The 23,735-nt window shown below is 62.9% G+C and carries 22 protein-coding genes; 14 read left to right on the top strand and 8 right to left on the bottom strand.

Annotated elements, in window-relative coordinates; translation table 11 throughout:
• Positions 1-21 precede the first annotated feature (21 nt).
• The 3 genes from NZ453_RS04020 to NZ453_RS04010 all read left to right on the top strand — a co-directional run bounded on the left by NZ453_RS04020 (position 22) and on the right by NZ453_RS04010 (position 1,423).
• On the top strand, positions 22-411 hold the full coding sequence (locus NZ453_RS04020; protein WP_263769092.1) for a tautomerase family protein: 390 nt from the start codon (positions 22-24) through the stop codon (positions 409-411).
• 40 nt (positions 412-451) lie between these two features.
• The gene (locus NZ453_RS04015) at positions 452-730 is read left to right on the top strand and encodes a hypothetical protein (protein ID WP_263769091.1); all 279 of its coding nucleotides are present in this window, start codon (positions 452-454) and stop codon (positions 728-730) included.
• Positions 731-880: 150 nt separating this feature from the next.
• Positions 881-1,423: a sugar O-acetyltransferase gene (locus tag NZ453_RS04010; RefSeq protein ID WP_275983056.1), complete on the top strand. Its 543-nt coding sequence runs from the start codon at positions 881-883 to the stop codon at positions 1,421-1,423.
• A 328-nt stretch (positions 1,424-1,751) separates the two neighbouring features.
• Here NZ453_RS04010 and NZ453_RS04005 read toward each other — a convergent pair whose 3' ends face one another.
• Positions 1,752-2,645, bottom strand: coding sequence for a hypothetical protein (locus NZ453_RS04005; protein WP_263769089.1), 894 nt, complete (start codon positions 2,643-2,645; stop codon positions 1,752-1,754).
• Positions 2,646-2,871: 226 nt separating this feature from the next.
• Between NZ453_RS04005 and NZ453_RS04000 the strand changes: the two genes are divergently transcribed.
• The 8 genes from NZ453_RS04000 to NZ453_RS03965 all read left to right on the top strand — a co-directional run bounded on the left by NZ453_RS04000 (position 2,872) and on the right by NZ453_RS03965 (position 10,918).
• The gene (locus tag NZ453_RS04000) at positions 2,872-3,366 is read left to right on the top strand and encodes a cysteine hydrolase family protein (protein ID WP_338051140.1); all 495 of its coding nucleotides are present in this window, start codon (positions 2,872-2,874) and stop codon (positions 3,364-3,366) included.
• A 90-nt stretch (positions 3,367-3,456) separates the two neighbouring features.
• Positions 3,457-3,951, top strand: a complete 495-nt coding sequence (locus NZ453_RS03995) for a GNAT family N-acetyltransferase (protein ID WP_263769088.1) — start codon at positions 3,457-3,459, stop codon at positions 3,949-3,951.
• 80 nt (positions 3,952-4,031) lie between these two features.
• Positions 4,032-4,871 carry a bifunctional methylenetetrahydrofolate dehydrogenase/methenyltetrahydrofolate cyclohydrolase FolD gene (folD, locus tag NZ453_RS03990; protein ID WP_263769087.1) on the top strand — a complete coding sequence of 280 codons (840 nt, stop codon included), beginning with the start codon at positions 4,032-4,034 and terminating at the stop codon, positions 4,869-4,871.
• Between the two features lie 110 nt (positions 4,872-4,981).
• A complete protein-coding gene (gene murI, locus NZ453_RS03985; protein ID WP_263769086.1) occupies positions 4,982-5,764 on the top strand; it encodes a glutamate racemase in 783 nt (260 codons plus the stop codon).
• Between the two features lie 2 nt (positions 5,765-5,766).
• A complete protein-coding gene (locus tag NZ453_RS03980; protein ID WP_263769085.1) occupies positions 5,767-7,023 on the top strand; it encodes a TIGR03862 family flavoprotein in 1,257 nt (418 codons plus the stop codon).
• A 128-nt stretch (positions 7,024-7,151) separates the two neighbouring features.
• Positions 7,152-8,168 (top strand): AI-2E family transporter, encoded by a 1,017-nt coding sequence (locus NZ453_RS03975; protein ID WP_263769083.1) that lies wholly within the window; start codon positions 7,152-7,154, stop codon positions 8,166-8,168.
• A complete protein-coding gene (locus tag NZ453_RS03970) occupies positions 8,168-8,623 on the top strand; it encodes a YaiI/YqxD family protein (RefSeq protein WP_263769082.1) in 456 nt (151 codons plus the stop codon). The genes NZ453_RS03975 and NZ453_RS03970 overlap by 1 nt, the downstream gene beginning before the upstream one ends.
• An 84-nt stretch (positions 8,624-8,707) precedes the next feature.
• A complete protein-coding gene (locus NZ453_RS03965; protein ID WP_263769081.1) occupies positions 8,708-10,918 on the top strand; it encodes a CHASE2 domain-containing protein in 2,211 nt (736 codons plus the stop codon).
• Between the two features lie 19 nt (positions 10,919-10,937).
• On the opposite strand, the gene NZ453_RS03960 is transcribed toward NZ453_RS03965, so the two are convergent.
• The 5 genes from NZ453_RS03960 to NZ453_RS03940 all read right to left on the bottom strand — a co-directional run bounded on the left by NZ453_RS03960 (position 10,938) and on the right by NZ453_RS03940 (position 15,844).
• Positions 10,938-11,561: an OmpA family protein gene (locus NZ453_RS03960; protein ID WP_263769079.1), complete on the bottom strand. Its 624-nt coding sequence runs from the start codon at positions 11,559-11,561 to the stop codon at positions 10,938-10,940.
• The gene (locus NZ453_RS03955; protein WP_263769078.1) at positions 11,558-11,998 is read right to left on the bottom strand and encodes a FecR family protein; all 441 of its coding nucleotides are present in this window, start codon (positions 11,996-11,998) and stop codon (positions 11,558-11,560) included. The genes NZ453_RS03960 and NZ453_RS03955 overlap by 4 nt, the downstream gene beginning before the upstream one ends.
• A 119-nt stretch (positions 11,999-12,117) precedes the next feature.
• On the bottom strand, positions 12,118-14,163 hold the full coding sequence (locus NZ453_RS03950) for a hybrid sensor histidine kinase/response regulator (protein WP_263769077.1): 2,046 nt from the start codon (positions 14,161-14,163) through the stop codon (positions 12,118-12,120).
• Positions 14,160-14,651, bottom strand: a complete 492-nt coding sequence (locus tag NZ453_RS03945) for an STAS domain-containing protein (RefSeq protein ID WP_263769076.1) — start codon at positions 14,649-14,651, stop codon at positions 14,160-14,162. Before NZ453_RS03945 ends, NZ453_RS03950 begins: the two co-directional genes overlap by 4 nt.
• Positions 14,651-15,844, bottom strand: a complete 1,194-nt coding sequence (locus tag NZ453_RS03940) for a SpoIIE family protein phosphatase (protein ID WP_263769075.1) — start codon at positions 15,842-15,844, stop codon at positions 14,651-14,653. The genes NZ453_RS03945 and NZ453_RS03940 overlap by 1 nt, the downstream gene beginning before the upstream one ends.
• A 324-nt stretch (positions 15,845-16,168) precedes the next feature.
• Here NZ453_RS03940 and NZ453_RS03935 point away from each other — a divergent pair, with 324 nt between their 5' ends.
• Both NZ453_RS03935 and NZ453_RS03930 read left to right on the top strand, forming a co-directional pair.
• The gene (locus NZ453_RS03935; protein ID WP_263769074.1) at positions 16,169-16,639 is read left to right on the top strand and encodes a VOC family protein; all 471 of its coding nucleotides are present in this window, start codon (positions 16,169-16,171) and stop codon (positions 16,637-16,639) included.
• 106 nt (positions 16,640-16,745) lie between these two features.
• A complete protein-coding gene (locus NZ453_RS03930) occupies positions 16,746-17,168 on the top strand; it encodes a VOC family protein (protein WP_263769073.1) in 423 nt (140 codons plus the stop codon).
• 59 nt (positions 17,169-17,227) lie between these two features.
• Here NZ453_RS03930 and NZ453_RS03925 read toward each other — a convergent pair whose 3' ends face one another.
• Both NZ453_RS03925 and NZ453_RS03920 read right to left on the bottom strand, forming a co-directional pair.
• Positions 17,228-20,800: an EAL domain-containing protein gene (locus NZ453_RS03925; RefSeq protein ID WP_263769072.1), complete on the bottom strand. Its 3,573-nt coding sequence runs from the start codon at positions 20,798-20,800 to the stop codon at positions 17,228-17,230.
• Between the two features lie 506 nt (positions 20,801-21,306).
• Positions 21,307-21,816, bottom strand: coding sequence for a hypothetical protein (locus NZ453_RS03920; protein ID WP_263769071.1), 510 nt, complete (start codon positions 21,814-21,816; stop codon positions 21,307-21,309).
• A 260-nt stretch (positions 21,817-22,076) separates the two neighbouring features.
• Here NZ453_RS03920 and NZ453_RS03915 point away from each other — a divergent pair, with 260 nt between their 5' ends.
• Positions 22,077-23,687: a peptide chain release factor 3 gene (locus NZ453_RS03915; RefSeq protein WP_263769069.1), complete on the top strand. Its 1,611-nt coding sequence runs from the start codon at positions 22,077-22,079 to the stop codon at positions 23,685-23,687.
• Positions 23,688-23,735 lie beyond the last annotated feature (48 nt).

Here is a 23,735-nt window from a genome sequence, read left to right as displayed (position 1 = left end):
ATCGCAACAAGGAAACAAAGCATGGCCCAAGTGAAAGTATTCGGTCTCCGCGCATCGCTCGATACGCACAGATATAAACTTTCAGAGGCAATCCACCAAGCCATCGTGGAAGCGCTCGACTATCCTACGGAAAAGCGCTTCCAACGCTTCATCGCCTTGGAAGAAGCGGACTTCATCTACCCCAGCGATCGCTCACCGAGCTATACGATTATCGAGATTTCGATGTTCGCCGGGCGATCGACCGCGGCCAAGAAGGCTCTGATCGGGGCACTTTACCGTAACGTCAACGAAGCCTGCGGTATCGGACCACAGGATCTAGAAATCACTCTGTTCGAAACGCCGAGAGAAAACTGGGGTATCCGTGGCCAGCCGGGCGATGAACTGACATTGAGTTATACGGTGCACGTGTAGTCATTTAATGTAGGCATTGCCCCGGCAAGCTGGAGCGCCGATGGAGAAAAGTGATGGTGCAATGGTGATTACGGAGGCGATGCTGAGAATCTATGCGCGTTTCGCGGGCGAAGCGGATGCGTTCGCCCGCTTGGGCACGCCGGCAGAGCATCGCGTCATCTCGGACCGGGACTGGTACGCCGTAGGCGAACTCATACAACGTATCGCGATCGTGAAGTCCGGAGCCGCCTCGGCGGAGTTCATAGCCGAAACCGAGCGGGAAGTCGGGCAATGCGCGGCATCTTCAGAAGCCGCCCAGGAACTGTGGGGGCTCGCATGAATCCATGCGCACGGACGTCAACAATCCCTCGTACTTGATGGCCGAAGCGACATATGACCAACTATTCTGTCATCGTTCGCCTGCCATTGTTCGCTGCATTTCACGACGCATGAAGTTGGAGCGTTGAAGATGTCTACCGAAAAAGAAAAGATGCTCGCCGGCGAGTTATACGACCCTGGCGATCCCGAGCTGAAATCCGACCGGGTCCGAGCGCGCGCAATCTGCCAACGACTTAACAGCCTGTCTCCCGGAGCCACCCAAGCAAAAGCGCGGCTGCTGGAAGCTCTGCTTGGTGCTGTGGTCTCAGTCAAGATCAACACCCCATTCGTTTGCGATTACGGCTATAACCTGCGCCTGGGTTCGAACGTCTATTTCAACGTCAATTGCGTGCTCCTCGACGTCATGCCGATCAGCATCGGGAACGATGTGTTGATCGGCCCCGGTGTACATCTGTATACCGCCTGCCATCCGCTTTCGGCCAAGCAAAGAAAAACCGGGTTGGAATTCGGCCGACCCATAACGATCGGGGATGACGTATGGATTGGCGGCGGGGCGATCGTCTGTCCCGGCGTGCGGATCGGTGCTGGCGCGGTGATCGGCGCAGGGAGTGTTGTCACGCGAGATGTCCCATCTGGCGTTCTGGCCGCCGGGAATCCGTGCCGCGTTATTCGACGCGTGACGGAAAATGAGTAAGCCGTTGGGATGCAACTCATCCGGGGAAAACGCTCGGAACCGATGAGCACCTAAAGCGCGTCGGAGGCGACGAACACCGATAGACCGAGAGACGGGCGCCCCGAGGAGCCGCTGTCCCAACTTTGCCTGCAAGACGAGCTTCAAGCGCTACCTGGAGGCGCAACCCCGGTTGATAGTTTTTCGGCTTCGGCTGGCACCTCGGCTCGGGCTCATACCAGCGCGAGGGTTGTCGACAAGGTCGGAAGAAATCGGACACCGTTGGCGCTCGGCGCCCCGCCACTTTGCGCTCCCCCGTCATCAAGAAAGGCGGGGGGCTTGGAGAAATATCCTACTTGTTGCCGCCGCCGCCACCGCCACCGCCGCCACCGCCACCGCCACCGCCACCACCGCCACCACCGCCACCACCGCCACCACCGCCACCACCACCACCGCCACCACCACCGCCACCACCACCACCACCACCGCCACCACCACCGTTACCACCACCGTTACCACCTCCATGCCCTCCGCCACCACTATTCCCACCGCCTTGACCTGCGCCGCTGCTGGATTTACCGTCGGCGCTCGCCAGCCCGCCTTTGTTGCCGCTCGCGTTGGACTGACCCGATTTCCCATGTGCCGAGGCGTTGCTTGAAGCCGATTTGGCGGAAGCAACGGTGGAATCTTTCTTGCTGCCCGCCTTGTCCGTCTTCGAAGCACTGACGACCGACCCAAGTTTGACTCCCATGTCGTTGGCAATCTTCCCCCAACCCATGCCGGCCTGGCGTTGAGCCAGCACGCCTTCCATATTGAAGGTTCCCACGGTGGTCGAAATCACACCGCCATTGAGCGCCGCGGCTAACTGCGACGGCGTCGGGTTCGCAATGCCTTGCTTCGCAAGGTCCGCTTTGGCAAGCGATAGCGCGATATTGATGTTGCCGTACCCGAGTTTGCTCGTTGCCGGCGTGAAGGTAGCCGGGGGCGCCGAGGGATTCGGGCTTGTCGGGCTGGCCGTCAAGGTGATGCTCTTGCCATCCCGCAGGCCGGACACCAGCGACTGAGCATTCTGCCGCGATCCGGCGAAGCTGCTGTACTCGGAAACAAGCTGCGATTCGGGGGTTTGGCTGGCCGTACGAGTAGAGGTCGTAGACGTCTGGGACCAAGCGTGCAACGGGACCGCGAAAGCAACCGTCAAGGCCAGAGCAATTGCGGTCACGCGGGGTGACATGACAAGGGATGACATGATAGTTTTCCTCCTTCATGCTGATTGAATTGTCGTCGCGCCTTGGTACATGGAAAAACGGCAGGACGGCGACAGTGTAGTTCCACCGGCCGGTTCGGGTGGAATTAAAAATCTCAGTACCTCCTTTCAGCACCAGGCCCAAGAACAGAGAACTTTTCTTCAGAACAGACCCAATTGAACATAACAACCGCCCTTCTCATCGTCGACGTACAGCAAGGCCTTTGCCATGGAGATGGAGCGGCCTTCGAAGCCCCGCGTGATCGACCGCAGCAACTTCGTGTCGCGCCGCGCGCGCCAAGCGGGCGTGCCGATCGTGGTCGTTCAGCACGAGTCACCCGGCGGCCTTCTCGCCTACGGCTCCGATGCTTGGCAACTCGCCGACGGACTGATCACCGCGCCAACGGATCTGCGCTTACGAAAAACCACGCCCGATTCGTTTCTTCGCACCGAGCTAGATACCCTGCTCCGTACCCACGACGTCACGCACTTGACAATCTGCGGACTGCAAAGCGACTTCTGCATCGACACCACAACTCGTCGCGCCTTGGCGCTTGGATATCCTGTAACCCTTGTCGCGGACGGCCACTCCACCGTAGACAATGCCATCCTGACCGCCGCTCAAATCACGGCACACCATAACGTAACGCTGGCCGGTATTTCGAGTTTTGGCCCACGCGCTATTCCCCTACCCGCCGCCGAGATTCGCTTTCCGGCCACCTGACTTCTTACGTCATCAACGTCGGCAATCCCTTCGGCGTTGACAAGCGCGTCGGCCCAAGGCGAAATCGGAACTCTCGACCGGACACCTGGCATGAAAAACTACATCGTCGCACCCACCGAAGAAGGGCATCTCGTTGGCATTCATCGCGCCGTGGACATCGTCGCGCGCGAAGAAAAATACCTGGCGTTCACCAAGGCGCCGCCGGTGGAGCAATCGCTCGCCTTCTACCGAGACTTGCTGCGCTATGGCTGGCCACAGTTCGTTGCGCTCAATGACAACGAAGTCGTCGGCTGGATCGACATATCGCCACAACTTGGCCAAGCGCGCGCGCATATCGGGGCGTTAGGCATCGGCCTGGTGCCGTCTGCCCGCCATCAGGGACTCGGTGCCCGCCTGATGCAAGCCGCCATCGACAAAGCGTGGGCCAATGGCCTCACACGTATCGAGCTTTCCGTGTGGGCTGGCAACGACAATGCACGAGCGCTCTATGAACGTTTCGGCTTCGAATTGGAAGGTACGCTGCGCAAGGCATGCCGGATCAACGGCGTGTACCGCGACGTGTACGCGATGGCCCTGTTGCGGTAAGTCCGAAGTGGAAGGCTTAAGGCGCAACCGACCCGAGGACATTGCCCAGCGATTCCGCATTCCTATTTGAAAGAGACCCAATGAGCATCGTTCTGGATGGAAAGGCCCTCGCGCAATCGATCGAAACCGAGCTTGCGCGACGTGTAGCACGAATCAGAGAACGCAACGGTGACAAGGTCCCGGTGCTGGCCACCATTCTGGTCGGCGACGACCCGGCCTCCGCCACCTACGTCAAAATGAAGGGCAACGCGTGCCGTCGTGTTGGCATGGAATCGTTGAAAGTCGTACTGCCGGAGTCGACGACGACGGACGAGCTTGTCGCAGAAATTGATCGGCTCAACGCCGACCCGCAGGTCCACGGCATTCTGCTCCAACACCCCGTGCCGAATCAGATCGATGAGCGCCGGTGTTTCGACCGCATCGCCATAGACAAGGACGTGGACGGCGTCACCAGCAGCGGTTTCGGCCGCATGGCGCTGGGCGAACACGCGTACGGTTCAGCGACGCCCGCCGGCATCATGCAACTTCTCAGTCACTACCGGATACCGCTCTCTGGCAAGAATGCGGTGGTCGTCGGTCGTAGTCCGATTCTAGGCAAGCCGATGGCCATGATGCTGCTGAATGCCGACGCCACTGTCACCATCTGCCACTCGCGGACACAGGGCCTGCCTGACATCCTCCGGCGTGCTGACCTCGTTGTCGGCGCAGTCGGCAAGCCGGAATTCATTCGCGGGGACTGGATCAAGGATGGCGCCGTCGTCGTCGATGCCGGCTACCACCCGGGCGGCGTCGGCGACATCGAACTGTCGTCGGTGCTTACTCGATGCGGGGCTTACACACCGGTGCCCGGCGGTGTCGGGCCGATGACGATCGCCACCTTGATCGAGCAAACCGTCGCCGCCGCCGAAAAACCGCTTTGACCGGCAGGATCGCCAACGACGCCGGCCGACCCGCCATGGGCTAAAATAGTGCCTATGATTCTTCCAGAAAGCCTCCCGCCAAGCTCGAATTGGCGGCAGGCGCAGGGCGCATGATCGGGGTTTTCGACAGCGGTATCGGCGGACTTTCCGTACTCTCGGCCATCACGCAGGCGCTCCCGGACGCCAACCTCACTTACCTTGCCGACACCGCGCACGTGCCTTACGGCGACAAAGACGATGCGTACATCCAGCGGCGTGTCCTGGGCATCGGCCAACATCTTGTCGACCGCGGCTGCCGCCTGATCGTCGTCGCCTGCAATACGGCGACCGCCGCCGCGGTTGCCACCCTGCGCGAAACCCTGCCCTCGATTCCGATTGTCGGCGTCGAACCCGGAGTCAAACCGGCGGTAGCCGCTTCCAAGTCGGGCCGCATCGCGGTACTCGCCACGGTTTCCACCGCGCACAGCGAACGCCTGGCACGACTCATCCGTTGTCACGCGGGAACGGTGCGGGTGGATGTTGTTCCGTGCCCCGGTTGGGCGACCAAGGTCGAGACGCTGCAACTCGACGACCCGGCGTTCGCCGAATCCGCCAGCCGGCATCTGGCGCCGACGCTCGACGCCGGTGCGGATCACGTCGTGCTCGGATGCACGCACTATGCCTTCCTCGCGCCGGTACTCGCACCAATCGTGGCTGATCGAGCACGGCTGGTCGATGTCGCCGATGCGGTGGCGCGACAGTGCGTCCGCCTTGCCGGACGCGTTTCCGGTCAAGGCCGGCTAACGCTACTGGCGACTGCGCGCCCCGAACGCCTGGACGCAGCGCTCGTTCCGCTCGGACTGCAAAGCCTCGCCTCGCGACTTGGCGCTCCGGCGGCCTTGGCGGACGTCTGAACGTGGCCTCTGAAAATCCGCGTGTTGCCATCGTCGGGGGCGGTCCGGCCGGGCTGATGGCCGCCGAAGCATTGGGCGCGGCCGGCATCGAAGTTCACGTCTTCGATCGGATGCCCTCGGTCGGACGCAGGTTCCTGATGGCCGGCAAAGGCGGGCTGAACATCACGCACAGCGAGCCCTATGCCGCGTTTCTCGATCGCTACGGCGAGCGCCGGGAACGGATTGCGCCGTTGCTGGGAACGTTCGGCCCGCAAGCCATACGGCAGTGGATGCACGGCCTTGGGGTCGACAGTTTCGTCGGGTCGTCGGGCCGCGTCTTCCCGGCCGGAATGCGGGCGGCGCCCCTGCTTCGCGCCTGGCAGCATCGTTTGCGGCAAACCGGCGTTCGCTTTCACGTGCGTCATCGTTGGGCCGGTCTGGAGAAGGCACCGGGCGGGCCGTACCGGCTCGTGTTCGAAACCCCGGACGGCACAACCAGAGTGGATGCCGACGCCGTGGTTTTCGCGCTCGGCGGCGGCAGTTGGAGCAAACTCGGCTCCGACGGCCGTTGGGTGGGGGATTTGGCCGCCCTCGGCGTACCGATCATGCCTTTGCGCCCCGCCAACTGCGGCTTTGACGTTGCATGGAGCCCCTATTTCCGCGAACGCTTCGCCGGCCAACCGGTAAAGAACGTCGCCCTCGCCTTCGCCGGCCAAACAGGGTCGCAGTACCGGCGAGGCGAAATCATTATCACGGCAGACGGCATAGAAGGCGGGGCGGTTTACGCGCTGTCGGCGCCTTTGCGTAACGCCATCGAACGTGATGGCTACGCTGAACTTTTCCTCGACCTGCTGCCGGAATACACGCTGGAACGGGTCGCCGGCGAAACCTCGCATCCGCGCGGCTCGCGCTCGTTGTCCAGCCACCTGCAAAGCCGGCTTGGGTTGAAGGGAGTGAAGGTAGCCCTGCTGCATGAGCGCCTGTCGCGCGCCGACCTGCTCGACTCTGACAAACTCGCTCAAGGCATCAAGGCTTTGCCGTTACGGCTAATCGCCCCGCGTCCGCTCGACGAGGCGATCAGCAGTGCGGGCGGTGTAAGCTTCGAAGCGCTCGATGAGGGCTTGATGCTGCGCGCCATGCCCGGCGTGTTCTGCGCCGGCGAGATGCTCGACTGGGAAGCGCCTACCGGAGGCTACCTCCTCAGTGCCTGTCTCGCCAGCGGCCTGACGGCAGGCAAGGCCGCGACCTCATGGCTAAGACGGGCAACCATGGAATCGTGAGGCAGATAGCCAGGCATGCGGATTTCCACACGAAAACGCCGCGGAAGCGAGATACGACGATCCGGCGGGCATACTGTTCGCCAGTAGGGTTTTCAAGTTAAATGACGGCTTCAGAAGAGTTCCCGAGAATGAGAAGAACAAGTCCTCCCACCGTTCACGAATACGCTGCCTGGGTTCTCGCGGCGCTCGGCATGCTGTTCGTGCTCCTGTTCCATCTGCTGCCGGCCTTGATCGCCGGTTTGCTCATCTATGAACTCGTGCACGCGATCTTTCCGCTGTTTGCTCGGCGCCTGTCGAATCGCTGCGCCAAAGGAGTCGCCGTCGGCCTCGTCGTGTTCGTCGTGGTGGCCGCCATCGGCGCCGGCGTTTTCGGCGTAGTCGCTTTCGTCAAGAGCGAGGGCGGCAGTCTGTCCGCCCTGCTCGGCAAGATGGCTGACGTCGTGGAGACATCCCGCGCGCACCTGCCGACCTGGATCGCTGACTATCTGCCAAGGACGACGGATAGCTTGCGCGAGGCGATGAGCCAGTGGCTGCGCGAGCATGCCGCCGAACTGCAGCGCATCGGCAAGGAGACCGGGCAGATGCTCGCTCGCCTCGTGATCGGCATGGTCATTGGCGCCATGGTGTCGATGCGCGAATGGGCGTTCGACGACGATACGGGCGGCCCGCTGGCGCACGCGCTTGTCGAGCGTTTCCGCCGGCTCGCCGAGGCGTTCCGCCGCATCGTATTCGCCCAAGTGCGCATCTCGGCGATCAACACCACATTTACCGCCATCTACCTCGCGGTTGTCCTACCGTCATTCGGCGTTTCGCTGCCGCTCGTAAAGACGATGATCGCGGTGACCTTCGTCGTCGGCCTGCTCCCTGTGGTCGGCAACCTGATTTCCAACACCGTCGTCGTGACGGTCAGCCTCGCGCAGTCGCCGGCAGCCGCGCTTTCGTCGCTCGCCTTTCTCGTCATCATTCACAAGCTCGAGTACTTTCTCAACGCGCGTATCGTCGGCGGACAAATCCGTGCCAAGGCGTGGGAACTGCTCACCGCCATGCTGGTCATGGAAAGCGCGCTCGGCATCCCGGGCCTGGTGGCGGCACCGTTCTGCTATGCCTGGCTGAAGGATGAGCTCATGCAGCGCCGGCTGATCTGATGACCATCTGGGTTGACGCCGACGCCTGTCCCAAGGTCATCCGGGAAATCCTCTTCCGTGCGGCCGTACGCGCCCGCGAAGCCGTCGTTCTGGTCGCCAACCAGCCGCTACGCGTGCCGCCTTCGCCTTTCATCCGTACGATTCACGTGGCCGCCGGTTTCGACGTCGCGGACAACGAGATCGCCAAACGCGTCGCCGCGGGCGACCTTGTGATCACCTGCGACCTGCCGCTGGCTGCCGAAGTCATCGAAAAGGGAGCGCGCGTTCTCAGCCACCGCGGCGAATGGTATTCCGCGGAGAACATCCGCCCGCTGCTCAACATGCGTGACTTCATGGACAACCTGCGCGCCAGCGGCGTGCAGACCGGCGGACCGCCGGCGATGACACAGGCAGAACGCCAGGTGTTCGCGGGGCATCTGGACCGCTTTCTCGCCGATCTTGCCGACCGCGCCTAGGCTGTGCTCTTATTCGGTGGCGGCTCGAACAAGGCGCGCTACCGAACGCCGCATCAATGAGAGGCCCGCGAGACGATTCCGCCCATGAACGAAAACCGTCGCCGAGAAGTCATGAATGGCAATTCGTCCTGGACACGGCCCGCGCTACCTCCGTCTGACCATCTGCTCGGTCGCCTGAGGCGGCTGAAACTGGGCGCTTTCCTGGCGTTGGCGGTCATTGTCACCGGGGTCGCCATCAGCGTCCTCGATCCGGTCCCGGCACAGATGGTGCGCAACGCGACCTTCGACCAGTTTCAGCGCTGGCAGCCACGCGCCTATCAGGACACGTCGGTGCGCATCGTCGATATCGACGACGAAAGCCTGCGCCGCCTCGGACAATGGCCGTGGCCGCGTACGCGCGTCGCCGAACTCGTTGCACGCCTTCAGGAGGCGGGAGCGGCCGCCATCGCCTTCGATGTTCTCTTTGCCGAACCCGATCGTACGTCGCCGCGCGCCATGCTCAGGCTGTGGAACGCGCCGCCGGCGATCGAGGGGGAAATCGCCGCCCTGCCCGATCACGACGAAGTCCTGAGTCGTGCCATCCGCCGCGGCAAGGTCGTTCTCGGCTTTGCCACCGGCCGTTCGCGCCCCAGCTCGGGAATGCCGCATACGCCGGCACGCTACGTCACGGTCGGCGAAGCGCCGCAGCGGTATGTACACGCCTTGCCGGATGCCTTGCGCTCGTTGCCCGCGCTGGAAAAGGCCGCGGCTGGCAACGGCTCGATCGCGTTCTTCCCCGATGCCGACGGTGTCGTGAGGAGAGCGCCACTCGTCGTCCGACTCGGCGATGAACTGCTTCCCTCGCTCTCTGCCGAAGCGCTGCGAGTGGCGGAAGGCGAACTCAATTACACGACGCGCACGGTACCCGATGCAGGCGTCGGTCTCGAATCGATTCGCATTGGCAGTCGCCTGGCACACACCACACCGGCCGGGGAAGTATGGATCCATTACACGAAACCCGAGGCCAGCCGCTACATACCCGCCTGGAAGCTCTTTACGGGAGCGGTGCCCGCTCAGAATCTGGCCGGACGCATCCTGCTCATCGGTACGTCGGCGCAAGGTCTGATGGACCTGCGCTTCAGCCCGATGGGCGGCGTCGTGCCCGGCGTGGAAATGCACGCTCAGATCCTGGAGCAGATTCTCACCGGAACCGGCATCAGCCGACCATCCTGGGCAGCGACCCTGGAGTTACTGATCATTGTCATCGGCGGCCTTTGCGTCACTGTCGTCACGCTAGGGTACGGCGCCGTCGTCTCGCTCGCGGCGATTGCCGCTACGCTCGCCTTGCTCTGGGCAAGTGCGTGGCAGGCCTTTTCCGGCAGCGGCTTGCTCCTCGATGCCGGCAACCCAACGATCGCCTTGATCGGCACGTACGCCATCGCCGGCTTCGCGCGGCACCGCTTCAGCGAAAAGCGGCAACGCTGGGTACGCGAGGCGTTCTCCCGCTACGTGTCGCCTAACCTCGTCGACCACCTCATCGCACACCCCGAAATGCTCGAACTCGGCGGGCGCCGGCAGGTATGCAGCTTCGTATTCACCGATCTCGCCGACTTCACGCCGTTGCTTGAGATGATGGACCCGGGCGAGGCCGTCGACATGCTCAACGGCTATCTCGACCGCATGATCTCGATCGCCTTCGCGCACCAGGGAACGCTGAGCCGCATCGCAGGCGACGCCGTCGTCATCATGTTCTCGGCGCCGGTGCCTCAGCCCGACCATCAGCCGCGGGCGCTCGCCTGCGCACTCGAAATGCAGCGTTTCGCACGGCAATACGCCGAGGATTGTCAGAACGGCGGGATCGCCTTCGGACAAACGCGAATCGGCGTGCACACGGGTGAAGTGATCGTCGGCAACTTCGGTGGCAACACGATCTTCGACTACCGGCCGCTCGGCGATCCGGTGAACACAGCGTCCCGGCTGGAAGGCGTCAACAAATATCTGGGCACGCGCATCTGCGTCTCGGCGGCAACGCTCGCCGGCTGCCCGGAATGGCCGGCCCGGCCCGTCGGACGCGTAGTACTCAAAGGCAAGCAGCAGCCGCTCACCGTGTTCGAACCGCTCGACCCGGTCACGGGCAACGGCCCGGATACCGATTACCGCTGCGCATTCGATCTGATGCGCGCAGAGTCCCCCGACGCACTCTCCGCTTTCGAATGGCTGGCCGCTTCGCGCAACGACGATCCCCTCGTGGCTCTTCACCTGGAGCGGCTGCGTTCCGGCAAGACCGGGGATCTGATCGTGATGACGGAGAAGTAAGAAGGGCGGAGAAAGGCGCTTAGCGCACCATGATCTCGACGCGCCGGTTGCGCGGCTCGTCGGTGTTGTCCGGCGTGGGAACGAGGAGGTTTTTCTCGCCGTGCGATTCGATCGAGATGCGATCCGTCCCGATGCGGTTGCTCTCGAACAGCCGGGCGACGAAACGCGCCCGACCCCAGCCGAGGGCGACATTGTCTTCATTCTTGCCGACCGTGTCGGTGTGACCAACGATCGATATGTCGGGCGCCGGTCGTTTGCGGATGGCATCGAGAACCGACGGCACGCTGGCTTCGGATTCCCGGGTCAGCGTCACGCGGCCGGTCTCGAAGTAGAACAGGAAGGTAATCGGCTTCATCGGCGTGGCGGCGAGCGCCGGCCCGAACTCCTTGGTGAGGCTCTCCTTGGCCACCACGAACTTCTCGCCCGCCGGCGCACCGATCACCGTGCCTTCGTTCGGCTTATCGAGCCAGGTCGTTCCCTTGGCGCCAGAGACGGATACGCGACCGGTCGTTCCGTCTTCGTCCGGGACCAGCACAACGTACGACCGTCCGGAAGCGCAGCCCGTGACCCCGATGACGACAGCGATCAGCGCCAGCCAGCGCCGGCAGCGGTTCTCTCCTACGAGGCCCTCCACGGGCTTCATTCTTCCACTTTGGCCAGGAAATGCGTGCCGCGAACGCCGATGATGCCCTTGGGCGTTTTCAGCGAAACGGCCTCCGGCTTGAGTTTGGCGATCAAACCGGAAATGTAGTTGAGCGTCCCGCGGAGCATGTTCGCACCCAGCTTGAGTTCGCCGCTTCCCGGCAAGAATAGGTACTCGTCAACGGTGATTTCGGTATCGGGACCGAGCGACATGATGGTGTTGTCCTTGAAGGTGACGCCCAGGCTACCGTCCTTGTCCGTCCGCAGGACGGCACCCACGTACAGCGGCGTCCCAGGCTGAGCGGGTTGTGCGCGGCCTCCGACAGACACGCTCGCGCCGCCTTGGACGGTCTTCACGTAACCAATGGCGTCGGCCTGCGCCCACACAGCGCCCGCCCAGATGCATAACGCCGCGAACGCGGCTCCCAGCTTCAACATGTCAATCTCCCTCATGGGGCGGCGGAAGGTGCCGAACCCCAAAAACCGATGCGCACTCGCTATGGCGGGCGCGTCGAAAACGGCGCCGCTCCGGCCCGGACGCTCGTCCCCTGAACCGATCAGTCCGGAGCGCCGTCGAGCGCGTGGCGTACCTTGCTTGCCAACTCCTCGATCCGGTACGGCTTGCTGATCAGCCGCACTTCGGCGGTCACGGCGTCCAGTTGCTGAATGGCATTACCCGTATACCCGGAAGTATAGAGCACCTTGATGGCTCGGCCATGCGCCTGCGCCTTGCGCGCCACGTCGGGACCATTCACGCCGTCGGGCAGGACAACGTCCGTGAACAGCAAGTCGATCGCCGGTTCCCGATCGAGAATCTCAAGCGCTTGCTGGCCATCAACCGCCGTCAGCACGCGATAACCGAGCCCGGCCAGCAGGCGGCAAACCAAAGCGCGCACGTCTCCTTCGTCCTCGACGACGAGTATCGTCTCGCTGCCTCGCGGTTGCGGCGGTTCGGGAGCCGGAGGAGCGCCCTGATCGTGCTTGTCGCTGCTCGTGGGCAGGTATAGCTTGACCGTCGTCCCGTGACCCGGTTCGCTGTAGATCTTGATGTGTCCGCCCGATTGTTTGACGAATCCATAGACCATCGCCAGGCCGAGCCCACTGCCCTTTCCCGTATCCTTGGTGGTAAAGAACGGCTCGAAGGCGCGCAACCTCACATCCGGCGTCATGCCCACTCCGGTATCGGATACCGCGAGCATCGCGTACGGACCCGGGGCGACGTCGATCTCTCGCGCGGCATAGTGCTCGTCGAGGTACGCGGGCGCCGTCTCGATCGTCAGCTTGCCGCCTTGCGGCATCGCGTCGCGGGCGTTAACGGCGAGGTTGAGCAGCACCGTCTCCAGTTGGCCCGCGTCGGCTACGGCTCGCAACGAACCCGGTCCGGGCGCGACGACGATCTGTATTTGCTCGCCGAGCGTCCGCCGCAACATACCCGCCATGCCGGAGATCAGCTCGTTGAAGTCGACCAGCGTCGGCGCCAGCCGTTGCTTGCGCGAAAACGCAAGCAGGGTTCGGTTGAGCTCGGCGCCACGGCGCGCTGCCTTGGTCGCCGCCTCGATCAGCTCACGGGCGAGCGGCGAGTCGCGCACTTCGCTGGCGAGGATCTGCAAATTGCCCATGATCACCGTGAGCAGGTTGTTGAAGTCGTGGGCGACGCCGCCGGTGAGCTGCCCCACAGCCTCCATCTTCTGCGCCTGTTGCAGGGCCTGCTCCGCCTGCCGATGCTCGGTGATGTCGGTGAGCATCGCCATGCAGCCGTCGACGCCGCCGTGTTCCCCGAAATGCGGTGAGTAGCGTACGGTCCAGCGCCGCACCTCGCCGTTGGCGTGTTTTTGCTCACGTTCGAAGCGCACCGGTTTGCCACACAGAACCTGTTGCAGCTTGCCTTTGATCTCGGCGTAGACCGTTTCGCCGACGACCTCTCGAACCTTGTGCCCGTCAATCCGGTGGCCTGGCAGCCCAAGCCAGTCGGCAAAAGTTTGATTGTGGTAGAGGTAGGTTTCGCTGGCGTCGATGTAGGCCATGCCGGCCGGCATGTTGTCGGTGATCAGCCGCAGTTTGGCCTCGCTTGACTGCAGTGCCGCGTTTGCCTGTTCCAGCTCGGCGGTGCGCTCCTGCACGCGCCGTTCGAGCAGATCGCGCGCTTCGCGCAACGCTTGCTGGGCGGCATGCCGTTCGGATATGTCGCGGATCGCGGCCGAAACGAGCAGGCCCGATGCCGTGCGCAGCGGGCTGAGGCTGATTTCCACCGGGACTTCGCTTCCGTCTTTGCGTCGCGCTGTCAGATCGAGACCGCTTCCCATCGGGCGTACGCCGGGCGCATGAACGTACCCACCGCGGTGTTCGAGATGACGCGACTGATGCCGGGCGGGCAGGAGGATCTCGACCGGCCGCCCGACGAGTTCGGACCGGTCATAGCCGAAGAGCGTCTCGCTTTGCCGATTCACGAGCACGATGTTCCCCGCCTGATCGACCACGACCATGGCGTCCGGCGCTGCCTCCACCAAGCCCTGATACCGCTGCTCGGATTCACGGGCGACGGCGAGTTCGGCGTGCAGCGCCGCCAGAACCGCATCTTGCTCGGCCGCCGCCGTCTTCGTCATCGCTGGCCCAGATCCCGCTCGAACGCCTCGACGACGTCGCGAAACATCGCCCGGTTGTTTTCGTTCAGCTCGCTCAATAAGCGATGCGCTTCCAGGATCGTTCTCGCCAACTCGGTCTCCGAAGGGTTGCCGGGGGTAAGTGTCCGGCCCTCCACGGCGATCGGTGTCTGTTCGAGCAAGACGAACACTTCGTCAAGGCAGATGCTTTTGAGCACCGTGTTGACGTCCTGATGTACCGAGAACATCAGGGGCTTGCTGCCGTCCCGCTGTCGCTGATACTTGGCGATGCGCGCCAGCAAGCCAAGTCCCGTGCTGTCGATCGAGTCGACATGCGTCAAGTCGACAATGATCCCCCGGCATTCGCCGCGCGCGAACAGCTCGTCGAGAAAACGGTCGAGCGCCGGACCGAGCGTGTAGTTGATGACGCCCTCGCAACGGATCACGCAGTTGCCGTCCTGTTCCGCGTAGGACACTTTTCCTTGATTCATCAGGCCGCCAGTCTTCTCACGTTGAGAATGCTGATGTCGTCTGGCGGCGGCGTCTTGTCGTCGAGATTGAGCGAACGGGCAAAGGCCGCGGCATCGTGTCCGTCGCCGCGGGCCAGGCAGTGCAGCGCATTCTGCTTATCAGCGAGGCCCGCCTGCGGCAACGTCTCCAATATGCCGTCCGAGAACAGCGTCAGTGAAAACGCCGATGGGATATCGAGCGTTTGCGTACGGTACGTGGCATCGTCGAACAAGCCGACGGGCGGGCTCTTGCCGCCGAGCAGCCGCGTTTCCTGGCCATCGAAGAGGATGGGGAACGGAAACTGCCCGCCATTGGCGAACTCGAGCCGTCCCTGCGCCGGATTGAGAACACCGTAGAACATGGTAAGAAACTTCCCGTGGCCGTCGAACAGAATGTCGCGGTTCAAGCCGGTGAGCACGGCGGCCGGATCGAGGATCGTCGGATCGCCCTGTTGCCGGTTGCGCTGCACATATCGGGCCATGTAGCTCTTGAGCAACACGGTGATGAATGCCGAGGAAACGCCGTGGCCGGAAACGTCGGCCATGTAGAAGCCGAACCGCTCGCCGTCGATATCGAAGTAGTCGACAAAATCGCCACTCAGAATCGCCGAGGTCAGCAGATGGTGGCTGCATTCAAATGCCGAATCGCTCTTTCCGTCGCGGAAAACGGCCCGCGCTTCAGGAAGCAAGCGGAACTGAATGTTGCGGCCGGCCGTTTCATCCTCACGCAGACGGCGCAGGCTGCGCTCAAGCTCGGCGTTGGCCTTCTCGAGGTGTTCCCGGTACGCGCGGTTCTCCGCACGCAGGCCCGCGCGCTCGAGCGCCTTGCCGATCGCATGATCGAGCACGGCGAAGTCCTCGATCGGCTTGGTGACGTAATCCCAGGCACCGAGTTTCAAGGCTTGGATGGCATCAGCCAGCCCGCCCATGCCGGAGACAAGGATCACCGGCATTTCCGGGAATTCCGCCGCCAGCGAAGCCAGCACTTCGAGGCCGTCCATTCCCGGCATGCGCAGGTCGCAAAGGACAATATCCGGCTGCACGCGACGGCAGGTTTCCAGGCCGGCGTCACCGTCGGGCGCTGTATGCACCACGTAACCGGCCCGCTTGAGGTAGAAGCTGACGACTTCGCGCAGCGCCGCTTCGTCGTCGATGATCAGGATTTCCGTCGCCACGTCTCCCCCGTATTCGGCGTCGCGCAAGGCTTTCGGCTTGCTCAGGCCACGCCGGCCGCTTCAGGTCGTCAAGTTCGACAGGGAGCGAATATAAAAGTTGCGGACCAGCCCATCCTTGCGATTTTCAAGGCAGGTAGCGATTTGCAGGCGGAAGTCTCGTCACCTCAGGCATTCCCTCCGCACCCGCGGCCCTCCGACGCGGTACTTCGTCACTGAACGAAGTACCCGCGCGCTTGTCGATTGCATGCGCCTCTGCGTTCAGAGCGTCACCATCGTTACGCCGCGGCGCCCCGCCTGAACACCCGTTCAACGAAGGAGATATCCATGAGCGACGTTCCCCCGATCCCGCGCGACATGCACACCGTGACTCCGCATCTCGTCTGCCACAGTGCGATCGATGCCATTCTCTTCTACGTAAAGGCGTTCGGAGCCACCGAAATGGCCAGGCTGCCCGGCCCCGACGGGCGGCTGATGCACGCGTCGATCAAGATCGGCGATTCGCACGTGATGCTCGTTGACGAATACCCCGAGCACGGGACCCTCGGTCCGCTCGCGTTGAAGGGAAGCCCTGTCGTCATCCATCTCTATGTTGAGAACGTCGACGAGACGATCAAACGAGCCGTCGATGCCGGCGCCCGCATCACGATGCCGGTCGCCGACATGTTTTGGGGCGACCGTTACGGCCAGATCGAAGACCCGTTCGGGCACCGTTGGTCGATTGCCACGCACGTTCGCGACGTCAGCCTTGAAGAAATCATCGCGGCATCCGGCAAGATCGGCGGCGAGGGCGCCTAATCGCTCTTTATCCGCCGCCCCGAACCGCCGCGGCTTGCTGGCATAGCAAGAGGCCGCTGCCACCGCATCTTTTCCGCTGACACTTTCACCGCCTGGAGATCCTCCCGTGGTTAACCAAGTCTTCGTCAACCTTCCCGTCGCCCATCTACAGCGCTCGATCGCTTTCTTCACGGCGCTGGGTTTCACCTTCAATCCCGAGTGGACGAACGACTCGGGTGCCTGCATGAACGTCACCGGGAACGTCTTCACGATGCTGCTCACGCGTGAGCACTTCCAGACCTTCACGCCGAAAGCCGTCGCCGACGCAACGAGCACGACAGAGGTCCTGCTCTGCCTCTCTCTCGACAGCCGGGCCGCCGTAGACGCGATCGTGGAGAAGGCGGTGAGGGCTGGAGGCAAAGCGCACAAGGAAGCGCAGGATCACGGTTTCATGTACGGCCACGGGTTCGAGGACCTCGACGGCCACATTTGGGAAGTGGTTTATCTCGAACCGCAGGCCGGTTCCGAGCCGAAACAAGGCGCCGCCTAAGCCGCAGGAAACGCAAGCCCGCGCAATCAAGTCGGCGTTGATTGCTGCGGATCAGCCAGCTAGGCGCGCCGGTGCGCCGGCACGTGGGCGTCGCCCACCACGGCAAGGCTGCGGCGACCGCGCATCAGCATGTTGACGTTGGAAATCAGCGTGTCACGCAGGTTGTAGATTTCGTCGACCCTTGCCAAGGCTTCCTTGTCGTGCCCGGCGCGCCGCAAATCGCACAGTTCGAGTGCGAGAACGTGCGCGTGGCGATGCATGCGCTGCACCACCTGGAACGCCGGGGCATCGCCGTAGCGCAAGCGCCCGTCGCCGTCCGCCCAGATGCCGAACCGGCATTGATGATGGTCGAGTGGCGGCGGCGCCCCGTCCCCACGCAGATGGTTGACGAGCGCGACCACCCAGGCGCGGTGCTCGACACTCGCAAACAGCAGCGGAAGATCGTCCTCGTGGATCGGTTCAAGGTTGCGCCACGCCATGTCCGGGCGCCACGTGGCCGACCACGCCGGGAAATCGGCGGCGGCCATCGGCCGCGCGATGCCGTAGCCCTGCGCCAGGTCGCATCCAAGCTGCAGCAGGAGTTCGCCATGCTCGACCGTTTCCACCCCCTCCGCGATGACCTGCCGGCGGAACGCGTCGGCCAGGCTGATCACGCCTTCGAGGATGGTCAGGTCGTCGGGGTCATCCAGCATGTCTCGCACGAAACTCTGATCGATCTTGAGTTGCGTTACCGGCAGGCGTTTGAGATACGTGAGCGACGAATAGCCGGTGCCGAAGTCGTCGAGCGCAAACATGACGCCGATTTCGCGGCAGGCTTCGATCACCCGCGAGGCTCGGTCGACGTCCTCTAGAGCACTCGTCTCCAGGACTTCCAGCGACAGGTCGCTGGCGCGCACGCCGGGGTGCGCAGCGAGCAATCCCTGCAGGCGGTCGACGAAATCGGGCTCCTGGAGGTGGCGCGCGCTGATGTTCACGCCGACCGGGATGTTCAGCCCTTGCGCTCGCCACACTTCCATCTGCGTCAAGGCAGTATCGATCACCCACTCGCCGATATCGACGGCCAACGCGTGGTTCTCAATCGCGGGCAGGAAGACGCCAGGAGCAAGCAGGCCCTTCTGTGGATGCTGCCAGCGGATCAGCGCTTCGGCGCCGACGACGGTTCCCCGGCGCAAATTGACTTTCGGCTGGTAATACAGGACGAACTCGCGGGCGGCCAGCGCGTGCCGGATGCGTTCGACGCTCTCGTGATGCCCGCGTAGATGCCGATCCTGGTCGGCATCGAAGACGTGGTAACGATTTTTGCCGGCGAGCTTGGCCTGGTACATCGCATGGTCGGCCTGACGCAGCAACTGGTCGGCATCGACGTCGTCGGTCTGCGGATAGAAGGTCACGCCGAGGCTCGCCGACACCTGTAGCAACGAGTTGCCGAGGAGCACCGGCTGAGCCGCCGCGTCCAGCAGGCGGGTCAGCGTCGGCGCGCTGACCAGGGCGTCGTCAAGGTCGAGCAGCACGGCCACGAACTCGTCGCCGCCGAGCCGGGCCAACGTGTCGCCTTCGCGCAGCGTGCGCTTCATGCGTGCCGCCAGGGCGATCAGCAGTTGATCGCCGGTTTCGTGTCCGTGACGGTCGTTGATCGCCTTGAAGCCATCGAGATCGAGATAGACGACGGCCAGTCGGGACCCGCGCCGCTGCTCCTGCGTCATCGCCTGGTGCAAGCGATCGGCGAGCAGCACACGGTTGGGCAGCGTGGTCAACACGTCGTAGTGCGCGATGTGTTCAAGCTGTTTCTGGTGTTCCTTGCGCTCGGTGATGTCAGTCACCAAGCCATGCCAGAGGATGTCGCCGTTATCCTGCGTCTCGGGGAACGAGGTGATGTGGAGCCACTTCAATTCGCCGTCAACCACCACACGGCCATTCCAGTCCAGTGCCCGGCGCGAACGCGCGGCATCGCGTTCAGCCTCGATGAAGCTGCCAAAATCGTCGGGATGGATCAAACGCAGGATCGCCTTGCTGTCGCCAAGCAGGGTCTCTTCCGAAAGCCCGAGGATCTCCGCCATGCGCGGGCTGGCATAGACGATCTGGAACGGTGCCTCGGCCGTGCTGCGCAGGATGTAGATGCCCACCGGAATCTTTGCCGCGAGGTTGTCGTACTGCTGTTTGCTCTTGAGCAGTGCCTGCGTCGCTTCGCGGCGTACCGTGATGTCGGCGATGACCCCGACAAGGCCGAGTTCATGACCGGACGGGTCGTGAAAACGTTTGGCTGTGAGCCGCCCCCAGAAATCCGTCTTGTCGCCACGCCAGTAGTGCCGGTCGAGGTCCACGGACGTGACGTCGCTGTTCAGCAAGGCCGCCATCTTGCGACGACCCATTTCGCGTTCCGAGGGGTGAACCAGGGAGGCGTATTCGGAGCCGACCAGCCGATCGAGCGGCAGGCCGAACATCTCGGCCATGCGCTGGTTGGCCTGCGCAATACGACCGTTCATGTCGATGACGAAGATGGCCACGCTCGACGTGTCGAATACTTGTTTGAGCAGCGCTTCGCGTTGGTCGAGCGTATCGAGGAGCTGATTGAAGCCGCCGATGACCTGACCGATCTCGTCGTTGCGTACGATGGACAGGTGTTGCGGCCGCTTGTCGGTCTTCGCCATCGTCACCAGCGTCTTGGCGGCCACCAACAAGGGCGCCAGCTGCCGGCGCGTCAACCACCACGTGAGCGCCGTGGACGCGAGCGTGGCGAGAATCGTCGCGATCAGCATGCGCCGTCCGACATCGCGGATCGGCGCGAACGCTTCCTCGGTCGGCAAGGCGGCGAGCGCGTACCAACCTGAGGCGGCGATACGTTTGGCCGAGACGAGCACTTCGATCCCGCGCGGACTCACGCCGACCCCCGATCCCTCGTTACCGTCGAGGAACCGGTCGAGCAACGGCAGTTTGCCCCGCTCGGGCAAATGTTCCGCGACCTTGTATTTGTCGGTCGCCGCGACGACCGAACGATCTTCGGGCGCAAGAATCAGATAGCCGCCTGTCTTTCCGTAGCGGCTGTTCGTCACGCGTTCGAGGAAGTTCGGCAGGCCAAGATCCGTTTCGCCGACCAGGGCGCCGACGATGCGACCGGCTACGTCGCGTACAGGCACGGCCATAACGAAAATGGAACCGCGGTCTCTGTCTTCGCCGGCGGGTCGTCCGATGGTCGCCTTCCCTTGTTGCAATAGCCGGGCCATCAGATCATCGTCAAGCGGTTGGGTACCCAACCTTCCATCTTCGAGATCGGTGTCGGCAATTACGTTGCCGCTGGCGCCAATCGCATAGACGCCGTTGTTGAACATGGAGCGGAAGGCAACGCGTTGCGTCATGAACCACTGCACGGACTCGTGGCCCTTTTCCATCAAGCGGGCGACCGGCTCCGTCGCCTTTTCCAGGGCTTCAAGACGCTGTTCGAGATCGCTGTTGATCTGTGCGGCGACCATCGATACGGTCGCCAGTTGCTGCTCGCCGAGCAATCGCTGCATGTCGTCGAGCAGAACGCGGCTGGCGTAAAACCACAACGACCACAGGCTGAGCAGAAAAATACCGAGCGTCGCGAGCGAAATTTTCGTTTTTAACGAATCCCACCGAAAAACGTTCCGGTCCATTCAGGTTCTTTCCGCCGCTGAACGTGAACAATCCATTCGACACGAAAAGGTGTGCCGCTTCTGTCCCGCATCCAGGAAACCGAACACAGGAGAGGACATTAACGGCCGCATCGTTGGCGCCTTGAGCGCGCACCACTGCAACCCCCCGCTACATTTCCGGCTATTGCCCGCGTCGGCTTCTCGATGACCGATTCGGGACTCAAACCACCTGCCGCACCGAAAAAACGCTGCGGCGCCAAGCAGGTACCGGAACAAGGCGCCATCGTGCGTTGATTCGGGCGACCGGTCAAGCGTTAATGCCTTGTGGGCTCTACGTTTCAGGGGAATCCGGTGTTTTTGCGTTGAAGACGGCGCCCTGCGAGCTGAGTGTCGAAGCGCAAAGACGGTGCGGAACATCGTCCCGCCAGCGTCCGTAAAGCCACCTCAAGTGGCGTCCGTCAGCCGAAGAGCCGGCGGATATTACGGCCTGCGCCGTACCGTCAAGCGAGACGTTCGGCAGTGGCCAGTCATTCCGGCCGCTCCCGCCGCTGCTCGATCTCCAGCGTATGGAGAATCTGTTCCAGCTCGGTGGCGTAGGGCGCCACGTTGCCATACAGGGTAGCTTCGGCGAGTTCACGTTTCCCTGCTTGCTTGAATCGCCGCGCCTGCTGCTCGGCGTCAACGAAGAACGCCAGGCTTTCACCGGCCTGGTCAAGAATGCGCCGCTGCTTCTCACCCGACGTTGCCGCCCGGAGAGCATCCAGCTGTTCTCGCATCGAAACCTCCAGGAGGTCCAGCCGGCTGGCTGCTTTCCTGGCCGCGTCGTCGTTCTCAGCGAAGATGAACGATAAGGCGACGAGCCGCGACTCCTTCAAATCGGCAACGAAGTCTTTCGGCGAGAGGGACGGCAACGCGGCCGTCGGTACGGCTGTAGCGGGAACGACTTGTTGCGGTGTGGCTCCGCCAGGCGGCCAAGCGGTCGCCCAACCGGCGACCGCGACCGCGGCCAGGCACACGACAGCAAGGGCAAAAATCATCCGACGATTGACCATAGCGGCACTGGATCGAGAGAAAAAAGATGGGGGCTTCAACCTGAACGCCCCGCTCGCGCATCATGGCGGCCGTCTGTTACGAATTGATAACCGTTCGGCCGCCCTACCATCTCGCTCTTGTCCATCCCTCTCGCCGGCCGGGAGTCTGGGTCGCCAGCACTGAGTCTGCTATAGTTCCGATTTGCCGCCCGTGGGTCTTTTCCCGATCAGGCGGCTTTCGTTTTTGTGCAGTGGAACACTGACCGATGAGTTCGCTTCCTTTTCCGCCCGACATTCTGCGCGACGTCCAGAAACGGCGCACGTTTGCCATCATTTCCCACCCGGACGCCGGCAAAACGACGCTGACCGAGAAACTGCTGCTCTTCGGCGGCGCGATCCAGCTGGCCGGCACGGTGAAGAGCCGCAAGAGCGCGCGCCACGCGACCTCCGACTGGATGGAGGTGGAAAAGCAGCGCGGTATCTCGGTCACGAGTTCGGTGATGCAGTTCGAGTACCAGGGACATACGGTCAACCTGCTCGACACCCCCGGCCACGAGGACTTCTCCGAAGACACGTACCGCGTGCTGACTGCCGTCGATGCGGCCGTGATGGTGATCGACGCGGCCAAGGGCGTGGAGGCGCAGACGATCAAGTTGCTCGATGTGTGCCGGATGCGCAACACACCGATCATCACCTTCGTGAACAAGCTCGACCGCGAGGTGCGCGAGCCCTTCGACCTGCTCGAAGAAATCGAGGAAGTGCTCAACATCGAGTGCGCGCCGATCACGTGGCCGATCGGCATGGGCAAGACGTTCCGCGGCGTCTATCACCTGGGCAGCGACAGCCTGCTGCGCTTTGCGCCCGGCGAAGAACGCCGTACCGAGGCCGAGAAGGTCGAAGGCATCGACAATCCGCTGCTCGACCGCGACTTCCCCCTCGAAGTCGGCAAGCTGCGCGAGGACGTGGATCTGATCCGCAGCGCCAGCAGCCCGTTTGATATCGTGGATTTCGTCGCCGGCCAGCAAACGCCCGTGTTTTTCGGCTCGGGGATCAACAACTTCGGCGTGCAAGAAATCCTGCAAGCTTTGATCGACTGGGCCCCGCCGCCGCAATCTCGCGATGCCGGGACGCGCATGGTCGAGCCTGCGGAAGCGCCGTTCACCGGCTTCGTGTTCAAGATTCAGGCCAACATGGACCCGAAGCATCGCGACCGCATCGCCTTTTTCCGGGTCTGCTCAGGGCGTTATACCGCGGGGATGAAGGTGAAGCACGTGCGCATGGACCGCGAAATGAAGCTCGCCAACGCGCTGACCTTCATGGCCAACGAACGCGTGCTCATGGAAGACGCCGTCGCCGGCGATATCATTGGCATCCACAATCATGGCCAGTTGCATATCGGCGACACGTTGACCGAAGGCGAAACGCTCGGCTTCAAGGGCATTCCCTATTTCTCGCCGGAACTCTTCCGCAGCGCACGACTGCGCGATCCGCTGAAGAGCAAGCAACTGCAGAAGGGTTTGCAGGAACTCGGTGAGGAAGGCGCGATCCAGGTCTTCGAAAATCTCGCGTCCGGTGCCCTGCTATTGGGCGCCGTCGGCACGCTGCAATTCGAAGTCGTCGCCCAGCGCCTGCAGACTGAATACAAGGTCGACGCCATCTTCGAAGCCGCGGACATCCACACGGCGCGCTGGCTCACGTTCCCCGACGAGACGACACGCAAGAATTTCGAGCGCGAGCAGCAACACCGTATGGCGAAGGACGTGGACGGCAACCTGGTGTACCTGGCCAGCACGCGCTACAACCTTGACGTAACGCGCGAAAAATGGAGCAAAGTCGGCTTCCACGCCTCACGCGAGCACGGTCAGAAGATCGCCTAGCAGGGGGTTCCAGCTGCCGCACGGAACGGAAACCGCCGCCGCGCTGAC

The organism is Propionivibrio soli (assembly GCF_025770765.1).
Taxonomy (GTDB): Bacteria; Pseudomonadota; Gammaproteobacteria; order Burkholderiales; family Rhodocyclaceae; genus Propionivibrio; species Propionivibrio soli.
This window is presented reverse-complemented; position numbering and strand designations above follow the sequence as displayed.

What these genes read in the sequence shown, in the direction of transcription:
- NZ453_RS04010 (WP_275983056.1), top strand. Translation starts at nt 881, where the DNA reads ATGCTCGCCGGCGAGTTATACGACCCTGGCGATCCCGAGCTGAAATCC.
- NZ453_RS04005 (WP_263769089.1), bottom strand. Translation starts at nt 2,645, where the DNA reads ATGTCATCCCTTGTCATGTCACCCCGCGTGACCGCAATTGCTCTGGCC.
- NZ453_RS03945 (WP_263769076.1), bottom strand. Translation starts at nt 14,651, where the DNA reads ATGAATCAAGGAAAAGTGTCCTACGCGGAACAGGACGGCAACTGCGTG.
- NZ453_RS04015 (WP_263769091.1), top strand. Translation starts at nt 452, where the DNA reads ATGGAGAAAAGTGATGGTGCAATGGTGATTACGGAGGCGATGCTGAGA.
- NZ453_RS03960 (WP_263769079.1), bottom strand. Translation starts at nt 11,561, where the DNA reads ATGAAGCCCGTGGAGGGCCTCGTAGGAGAGAACCGCTGCCGGCGCTGG.
- NZ453_RS03995 (WP_263769088.1), top strand. Translation starts at nt 3,457, where the DNA reads ATGAAAAACTACATCGTCGCACCCACCGAAGAAGGGCATCTCGTTGGC.
- NZ453_RS03955 (WP_263769078.1), bottom strand. Translation starts at nt 11,998, where the DNA reads ATGTTGAAGCTGGGAGCCGCGTTCGCGGCGTTATGCATCTGGGCGGGC.
- NZ453_RS04020 (WP_263769092.1), top strand. Translation starts at nt 22, where the DNA reads ATGGCCCAAGTGAAAGTATTCGGTCTCCGCGCATCGCTCGATACGCAC.
- NZ453_RS03970 (WP_263769082.1), top strand. Translation starts at nt 8,168, where the DNA reads ATGACCATCTGGGTTGACGCCGACGCCTGTCCCAAGGTCATCCGGGAA.
- NZ453_RS03975 (WP_263769083.1), top strand. Translation starts at nt 7,152, where the DNA reads ATGAGAAGAACAAGTCCTCCCACCGTTCACGAATACGCTGCCTGGGTT.
- NZ453_RS03935 (WP_263769074.1), top strand. Translation starts at nt 16,169, where the DNA reads ATGAGCGACGTTCCCCCGATCCCGCGCGACATGCACACCGTGACTCCG.
- murI (WP_263769086.1), top strand. Translation starts at nt 4,982, where the DNA reads ATGATCGGGGTTTTCGACAGCGGTATCGGCGGACTTTCCGTACTCTCG.
- NZ453_RS03920 (WP_263769071.1), bottom strand. Translation starts at nt 21,816, where the DNA reads ATGATTTTTGCCCTTGCTGTCGTGTGCCTGGCCGCGGTCGCGGTCGCC.
- NZ453_RS03965 (WP_263769081.1), top strand. Translation starts at nt 8,708, where the DNA reads ATGAACGAAAACCGTCGCCGAGAAGTCATGAATGGCAATTCGTCCTGG.
- folD (WP_263769087.1), top strand. Translation starts at nt 4,032, where the DNA reads ATGAGCATCGTTCTGGATGGAAAGGCCCTCGCGCAATCGATCGAAACC.
- NZ453_RS03915 (WP_263769069.1), top strand. Translation starts at nt 22,077, where the DNA reads ATGAGTTCGCTTCCTTTTCCGCCCGACATTCTGCGCGACGTCCAGAAA.
- NZ453_RS03950 (WP_263769077.1), bottom strand. Translation starts at nt 14,163, where the DNA reads ATGACGAAGACGGCGGCGGCCGAGCAAGATGCGGTTCTGGCGGCGCTG.
- NZ453_RS03925 (WP_263769072.1), bottom strand. Translation starts at nt 20,800, where the DNA reads ATGGACCGGAACGTTTTTCGGTGGGATTCGTTAAAAACGAAAATTTCG.
- NZ453_RS04000 (WP_338051140.1), top strand. Translation starts at nt 2,872, where the DNA reads ATGGAGATGGAGCGGCCTTCGAAGCCCCGCGTGATCGACCGCAGCAAC.